Genomic DNA, 7,328 nt, shown 5'->3' on the forward strand with positions numbered 1-7,328 from the left:
CGTTTGCGAATGATCAGATTGGACAGGTATTAAATTTCAGTGTCTTATAAAAGCCTCCGATTGGGATAGGACTAAACGATACGTCTGGTGCTGCCCCATAAGTAGGCCGAAAAGGCCACTGAGCAGCTCTAAATGGTATACCTGTACACGTCCGTCTGTTGGTGGAAAAAGTACACGCATTTTACCCGGCGTTATTTGCCTATAACGACCCAAACGAAACGTACTGATTCGTCATCGCCAGCTGAATCCGGTTCGGCTGATGCGTCATCAAGCCAAGGCGGTACCGCCCCGGTACCAGCTTTTCTTTTAACACGTGCGCATAAAAGCCAGTCGCCCTAAAATAAGGCCCCAAGCTCAGTTGGCTCGTCAATCGCAGGGGCTGAGCGGCAAAAAGATAGGTGTGGGTTGGGCTCTTGAAATAAAGATAGGATCCCTGGTCAGGCCGGCTCAGGTCGGGGTTTATCGCGTCGACTTTCGCGATATGGTACATGAACGGCTGATCCGATAAGCTATCAAGGCGTACTGTTCCAGGAGCCGACCACCAGGTTGGCGAAGACAAGGCAGTCAGGTGCTCCCCGAAAAGTGGCGACGCGGTGGGTACAAATAGCGCTTGGCTAACCCGCTGGTGGTCGGTCGGTGTGTTGGCCAGGTAATTAAAATATTCAGTACTAATACGTCGGCGCTGATTGATAATGCCTTCCAGCCCCCAATAATCGGAAGCTAAACTTTGCCCCATGTTCAGTAGTAACACCGTGGCCAGGTAAGCCGGCAAAAAAGTACGGTAGCGCCAATGGTAGAGACTATAGAGGTAAACCAGGCTCAGCAGCAGGGCCGAATAAATTCGGTATCGACTCTGGAGCAAATAAGCCGGGCCGCCGAACCCAACCCGCGAATAGACCGTAATGACCGCCGTAGCGAAGAGGAAACTAAAACAGCCCAGAAAGAAGCTACTCGGCTCGTCGCGGGTGGGCATGCGCCGAAGGCCTGAGGCCAGAAACAGACTCACCAGCCCAACGAAAAGCCCTCCCAGCAGCATTGGCCCCCACAGCGTCGCATCGGGGCTATTACTGGCCTTTAGGGAAGCGTTGCCGAAGGCCCCTAAAAATACCAGAAAAGCTTTCCCCCAGTCACTGATCGGGTAGCGATCGGGTGAGGGGAAAAAGGAGGTAGGCTGGTAGGCCGAAAAGTAGCCCACCAAGGCAAGGATGGTGGCCATGGACCACACCCCCAGAAACCACCCCTGACGCTGATAAACCACCACCAGCAAACCCGCCATCAGCACGATCGATCCATTCCCGCTGGTGAAGGTGGCCAGCAGGGCCAGGCCAAGGGCCAGCCATCGGCCCGATGGCGTATGGCGGGCTAGTGCATAAAACGTACCTAAGGCAAAAACAACGATCCAGAAGTTCTGAAGGGAGGCCATCGCCCAGAGCAGGTTTTCGTAGGATTGGAGCGTAACGAGTATAAACGGAATGGGTACAAAATACAGCATCGGCAAGGCCAGGCGTCGAAACTGAGCGAACACAATACCCAGGCAGACCAGTAAGCCACTGCCCCCCATCAGGGTCAGGGCATAGTAGTTGAGTGCGCCATTGAGCTTGGCCATCAGGGCAAACAGAACTCGAGTCCAGAGGATGCGGTGTTCCCAGTGCTGATCAAACAGATGAACGAGCTGTTGCCGACCGGGCATTCGTTTCATCCTCAGCAGATGGTCTTGGACCAAAAAGTCATCCCAGTAGGGCAAGTTCAGGGCATAGGTCAGCACGACCCAGCCGACAAAACTGATCGGCATTAATCCTAGTAGGCAAGCGCGCCAGGCGTTTCGAGAAATCAGGGGCATCGAGACGGAGAATGAAAAGTGGGTTACGCGGGTATTGGGCGTCTGAACGTTCAGCGTCAGCCGTCAATACGTTATCTGAAAGCATAGACACCACTTGCGCCGTTGTTTGTTGCTTTTGCCCGCTTCAACCGAGTTTTTTCCTGCGTTTGCCCCACCGCGCACCCGCATGAAGCTGCGCTAGATTTTGGCCTAAGCCAGCGGGCGTTCACGCCCTGCCTGCTTTTGGATCTTATCTAAGCGTCAGTCTTTGTAGGCTCAGCGTTCACGGGCACAGGCTGGTTTATGCAGTCTCCGTAAATCCTCTTCTGGCGCATCAAGAGTCACTTCTTTGGTAACGTAATAGCCAATTGAATTAACCAACACATGCCTACTCTCCGACTCATGGGGAAACTCCAGACCAACCGGGCGTTGGGCGGGTCATCCCCCTACTATAGATGCGCATAGCGCCGTGTAAAGACGATATGGATCCGCGTCCAGGAACTAACCACCGCCCCGATCACGAGTAGGAATAGCGGGGAGTGGGCTAGCCCATTTCAAGCGTTGTCCAACACAATTCGCGGCCACTGATTAGTTACATTTGCGTAGCTATTGCGTAAGTTTTTCAACTCGACAGGATGTCAAAAAGCCCACCAACGGGTATCCCGCCACAGTAAGCGACTTAAGGTGCCTTTTGCCAAAGTACCTCTTCAGTTTCGGCCAAGCTACTGCAGTATTGGGCTAGTGACAAACGGGACAGTCACTGATCCGCATACTTTTCATGGACCCTCATGTGTTGTTAACTACATTTGAGCTGGATTAGCCACCCGAGTTGCCACTGGAGACCCCTAAAAGTGGCGTAATCCCTGAGCTACCGTTGATCGGTAGCCAGCAGTTGGGTAGACAAACGTTACCTGCTGGCTTAACTACGTTTATTTTTAACGCACAACCTGAATACCGTTTCAACCTCAATGGATCAATCCATATCGAACCCGTCTGGGTATCCTAAGCACCTTCAACAACAAGTATTGCGCTTCAGCGTGCTCATCGGCCTGATCATCTTTGGTAGCTTACTAACCTCCCTGTTTTTTAAACAACCCTGGATCTGGATGGACGAAGTCCTCAGCTACCTGCTGTTGTCTGATCCCTCGCGAGCCCATATGAATCAGGCCATTGTCAGTAACCTGGATTCGAATCCGCCCCTGTATTTCAATCTGGTCTGGACGATCGCCCACACCATTAGCCTGAACGAGTACTTCTTAAAAGCCATCTCGATTGCCCTGTTTGCCACAGCGATCGGCCTGTTTTATCGCTACACCACGCGGCTGGTTGGCACGCCCCTGATCAACTTTATTCTCTTTACCCTCATTAGTAGCTTAACCTACCTGAATTATACCCTCTCTACCCAGATCCGATCCTACGCCTTGTATCTGCTGATGAGTTGTCTCTACTTCATGGCCACGCATCCTCTGATCAAAAACCCCAATCGCCCCCGTCTGCTGGGGTTACATTTCCTGGCGGGTGCGTTGCTGGTCATGACGCACAATTTCGGTTCGTTCTATGTAACGGCTTCTCTGAGTTTTTTGCCGGCCTGTACGTCTGGTCAAAACGACCGGCGTACTGGTGGGTAGCCGCCTCCCATGCCCTGATTTACGGTGTTTGGCTACTCCTTTGGTATCGTAATTTTCAGATTCAGTCGCTATCGGGAATCCCCACTATATCGTCGCGGCTTGAACAGCAACCCGCTCTGGAGTTCGTTCCTATTTTGCGCGTTTGTTTAGTGCTGGGGCTGTTTGCTTATATCGCCCTGCCTCGGCTAAAGAGAGGCTACAGGGCTGTTGTGGAGGAGGATGCCTTTAGCTTTTACCTGTTTACGGGCTGGGTGGCGATGGCCACCGCTGGGGGCACCGTAATCGTATCGTATACGTATTTATCGGTATTTTTAAGTCGCTATCAATGGCCGACTCATCTGCTGTTGCTGTATCAGGTAGTCTTTGCGGTTTACCAATTAGCCCCACAGGTCAGATTTCCGGCCAGACTCGTCCGGTTCGTACCGCTTTATGTTCTCCTGCTGATCGGATTCATGTTTTACCAGAACCGAAAAATTGTGCATTTTCCCAGCGGTATTTTGGACTACCTACCCCGCAACGACGCGCAGTATCCGGTCTTTTTTGAATCCGCCGACTACTTTCTACCCATCTGGCACTACCAGCTGGCGAACGCGTATTTTCTGATGCATCGCCAGACGGTGCTTACCCCGGGGAATTTAAAGAATGCATCGACTGATTACAATCTGTTTGTCTCGATGCGAGCGAAGTATAACGAGCCTCGGGTAGTCAAAGCGGCCGAATTTACCAAACAGCGTTTTCCTCATTTCTACCTCATTGATGAGTCAAGTCGGTACCAGATCGAATATTTCATAGCCCGCAAGCGGGTGAAAGTTTTAAACGTTATCCCGGTTCCCATCGCCGGTCACCGGATTTTGGAGTGTACGCTTCAATGAATGGGATAATTACGGCACGAGGCCAGTTATCAAAAAGCGTATGAAGTATTGATTTCACACGGGCTAATTAACGGCGGACCGTATGCGGCTGATGGCGTTTGACAGATAGTAAAACATAATCGTCTCCCTTAAACCCTCCTACAGGAGACGAGGAAACGTTCATAAATAGGCTACCGTCTTAGACGACGAAGTATTCATGTATGCGATCATTAATTCGGGCGAATTTTGTTACAGTCGACGAAGCTAGCTATCTTTCATTCTTGTCATGCGACTAGCTAATTGAGCTGCTTCCTGAATGACCTCCTCGGGATAATTATTCAATTCTAAGATTCGAATCGCATTTGTATCCCTTAAAGGCCCCCCCTTCAGCTTGTAATCAAACCATACCTTATCCTGCTGGACAATCTCGGTAAAATGAAACAAAGAGAAAGAATCTTTTAGCAGCTCGGCTAGCTCTAGATCATGAGTCGCCACAAACACTAGATTCGACTGCTGATGGAGGTAGGATAATACCGCTTTTCCTGAAGCGACCCGTTCAACCGTATTGGTCCCCTTAAACAGCTCATCTAATAAAAATAAATGACATTCATCGGACTGGCTTTCCTCAAGCAAATTTTTGATCGTCAGCACTTCCTCGAAATAGTAACTCTTGGCGCTCAGCAGATCATCACTAACTCGGATGGCTGAGTGAATCTTAAGCTTTGGCATTTGCCATTGCCGCGCAAAACACGTATTGAGCGTTTGGGCCAGAATGGCATTGATACCCATCGTGCGGATAAAGGTAGTTTTGCCCGACATATTGGATCCACTTAATAAGACGGACTTACCCGATACATCAATCGAATTAGGCACAGCTCGGTCAATCAACGGATGGTAAGCATCCAGGGTCAGCAGTTGTTTTTGGTCAACAAGTAGGGTCGGCAAGCAGTAAAAAGGCAGGTCTTCTCGCAAGAGATAAATCGACATAGCCATATCTAGTTCACCAATGTATTGGTAAACAGACTCGATCTGAGATCGCTTTCGACTAATTTCTTCCAAGACATTATAAAAGATTAGTGGCTCGATTAAGAAGAGGGCTTTAATCAACTCTAGCGCGTATTCGGCCACTAAGCCGACTTCGCTTTGCAATTTTGCTTCCAACTTAAACAAGGACATCTGTGGCCCCAAGCGTTCGATGGCCTCAATTGATGGAGTAATATCAGGAAACAGGCTTTCAAGAGCTTCGTGCTGGCGAAACTGCTTGGCCACCTGATTCATGCGGGCTAGTTGGGGAATTGACCCGGCATACTGATACAAATTATTTTTGTTCCAATAATGAATCGAGAAGTTAACCGCCAGTAAAGGCAACAGCAGTAAAAGCGTTTGCGGGAAGACAAAAGCAAGTAATACGCTGGACACGCTGGCGAAGGCTAAGCCTTTGACCAGCCAAAACCAGCCCGGCTTTGGGTTATGCTTTTTAAGAAATAATGACGTGATCGCGTAAACATTGGTGTTGGTAAGGGACGCTAATTGGCTTAAAAGAGTCTTTCTGAGGTTTGCGTGTTCATCAATGAGATGAATGATTTTCTCCAACCGCTGGGTTCGGTTAGTAGTCTGGTGTAGGGTACGAAGGGTAGCATACAGCATCTGCTGCCCTACTTTCGAGCTGGTCCTGTCAATAAACATAAATAGCTCGTCGAGGTCCAGGTCCTGACAGGTTCGGTCGGAGATGACCTGATAAACGCTCGTTTTATCACTTAACTGAAAAAAGCGTTTGATTTTGTCCCACTCGAAAGGTTCCTGCTTCAGCATTTTGGCCTTAGCAACTCGCTCCTCTAGTTCTGTCTCCAAACGTGTCATTTTTTCATCGCTATAACCAAATAATAAGCGAAAATAGGACTCGGCTTACTTGCCTTTCACAAGCTGGTTAGACCTAGAGAACAGGCCTCAAAACAGGGTATTTATATAGTACAGGAAGTACATCCGCTTAAACCCTGGGTCACATTGTCTGAAAATACCCTCCCAAATATGAGATTAAGCGAGCGGTAGACGCCGTCTGATTAAAGGCGTTATTAACTATACAACTAACTGATAATTAACAATATAAAGCTTTTTTTACCCAGCGATCCGGCCTTTTTGTCCACTTTTAACTGACGACATTCATCCCAAGCTTAACAATCTGACTGTTTAGCATAGAACGGGAGTTGAACCGCACTAAACCAGTAATCACACAGCTGTTGAATGACGCGTTCCAGATCCGGTTGATTATCCGACTTGATGACCACCGAACTGGCTCCGGCCTGATAACACTGGTTCACCTGTTGGTCGGCCAGTGATCCCGACCAGACCACCACGGGCACATCGCGCAGATGCGTAGTCTGTTTTAACTGCGTTAAGATGCTCATGCCGTCCTCGCCCCCAGATGCATGTCTAAGAGGATCAAGCTAGGCAGGGTTGTGGCACTTTGTAGCGAAGCCAGTAGGGTTGTATGGTCCGTCAGGTGATGAAGCGTTATCTGGTCGGAGTAGGCTTGAAAGGCCTTTTTTAAAAAGAAGAAGTCGTCCTCATCATCATCCAGCAGAATGACTTCACAATTTTGGTTGAGCGTTAAGGGCATAGCGGTAGCGGAGATTAAATGGTGTAGTATGATCAATCGATAAGTGGCTAGTTTGTTTACTAAGCACCAACAGGGTAGTCAATCTACCAAAACCGTACAATCCCCCTAAATGCTGGCTCAATAAATCATTTGGCATTAAACCGGCTCAGCGCTGCTCGCTTCAGCCCCCAGAGGTAAAGCGGCCAGTAGACCGAGGGATAAGTAATCAGCGGTCCGTTCAGGCCCTGGTTTAAGTTGGTTCAAACACTCACTCCTAAAGTACGGTTTATCAGCAAACCCCTAAAATCCCCCAGACTCCACCTTGATGCCTGGCAATCAACAACCCACTGAATTGGCGCCCAATCTATCGCAACGCCTCAACGTGGAGTTAGCCCTCGAAGCGGCTGGCTTGGGCCTGTGGGAATTTGACCTGG

At 49.4% G+C, this 7,328-nt stretch carries 6 protein-coding genes; 2 read left to right on the plus strand and 4 right to left on the minus strand.

The genetic code is table 11. The features are described 5' to 3' along the window. Positions 1–199: 199 nt before the first annotated feature. Positions 200–1,840, minus strand: coding sequence for a hypothetical protein (locus tag ACYVEA_RS21210; protein WP_461115435.1), 1,641 nt, complete (start codon positions 1,838–1,840; stop codon positions 200–202). Between the two features lie 947 nt (positions 1,841–2,787). Here ACYVEA_RS21210 and ACYVEA_RS21215 point away from each other — a divergent pair. Beyond that, positions 2,788–3,447: a hypothetical protein gene (locus ACYVEA_RS21215; protein ID WP_461115436.1), complete on the plus strand. Its 660-nt coding sequence runs from the start codon at positions 2,788–2,790 to the stop codon at positions 3,445–3,447. 134 nt (positions 3,448–3,581) lie between these two features. Then, positions 3,582–4,319, plus strand: coding sequence for a hypothetical protein (locus ACYVEA_RS21220; RefSeq protein ID WP_461115437.1), 738 nt, complete (start codon positions 3,582–3,584; stop codon positions 4,317–4,319). Between the two features lie 243 nt (positions 4,320–4,562). Here the strand turns inward: ACYVEA_RS21220 and ACYVEA_RS21225 are convergent, their stop codons facing one another. From ACYVEA_RS21225 to ACYVEA_RS21235, 3 genes are all read right to left on the minus strand, one after another. Then, on the minus strand, positions 4,563–6,149 hold the full coding sequence (locus tag ACYVEA_RS21225) for a MutS-related protein (protein WP_461115438.1): 1,587 nt from the start codon (positions 6,147–6,149) through the stop codon (positions 4,563–4,565). A gap of 320 nt (positions 6,150–6,469) precedes the next feature. Continuing rightward, the gene (locus ACYVEA_RS21230) at positions 6,470–6,703 is read right to left on the minus strand and encodes a response regulator (RefSeq protein ID WP_461115439.1); all 234 of its coding nucleotides are present in this window, start codon (positions 6,701–6,703) and stop codon (positions 6,470–6,472) included. Then, positions 6,700–6,915, minus strand: coding sequence for a hypothetical protein (locus ACYVEA_RS21235; protein WP_461115440.1), 216 nt, complete (start codon positions 6,913–6,915; stop codon positions 6,700–6,702). The genes ACYVEA_RS21230 and ACYVEA_RS21235 overlap by 4 nt, the downstream gene beginning before the upstream one ends. Positions 6,916–7,328: the final 413 nt, after the last annotated feature.

The organism is Spirosoma jeollabukense, assembly GCF_054777855.1.

Bases quoted from the DNA above. Each gene is read 5' to 3' on its own strand.
- ACYVEA_RS21210 (WP_461115435.1), bottom strand. From the start codon at position 1,840: ATGCCCCTGATTTCTCGAAACGCCTGGCGCGCTTGCCTACTAGGATTA.
- ACYVEA_RS21230 (WP_461115439.1), bottom strand. From the start codon at position 6,703: ATGAGCATCTTAACGCAGTTAAAACAGACTACGCATCTGCGCGATGTG.
- ACYVEA_RS21215 (WP_461115436.1), top strand. From the start codon at position 2,788: ATGGATCAATCCATATCGAACCCGTCTGGGTATCCTAAGCACCTTCAA.
- ACYVEA_RS21235 (WP_461115440.1), bottom strand. From the start codon at position 6,915: ATGCCCTTAACGCTCAACCAAAATTGTGAAGTCATTCTGCTGGATGAT.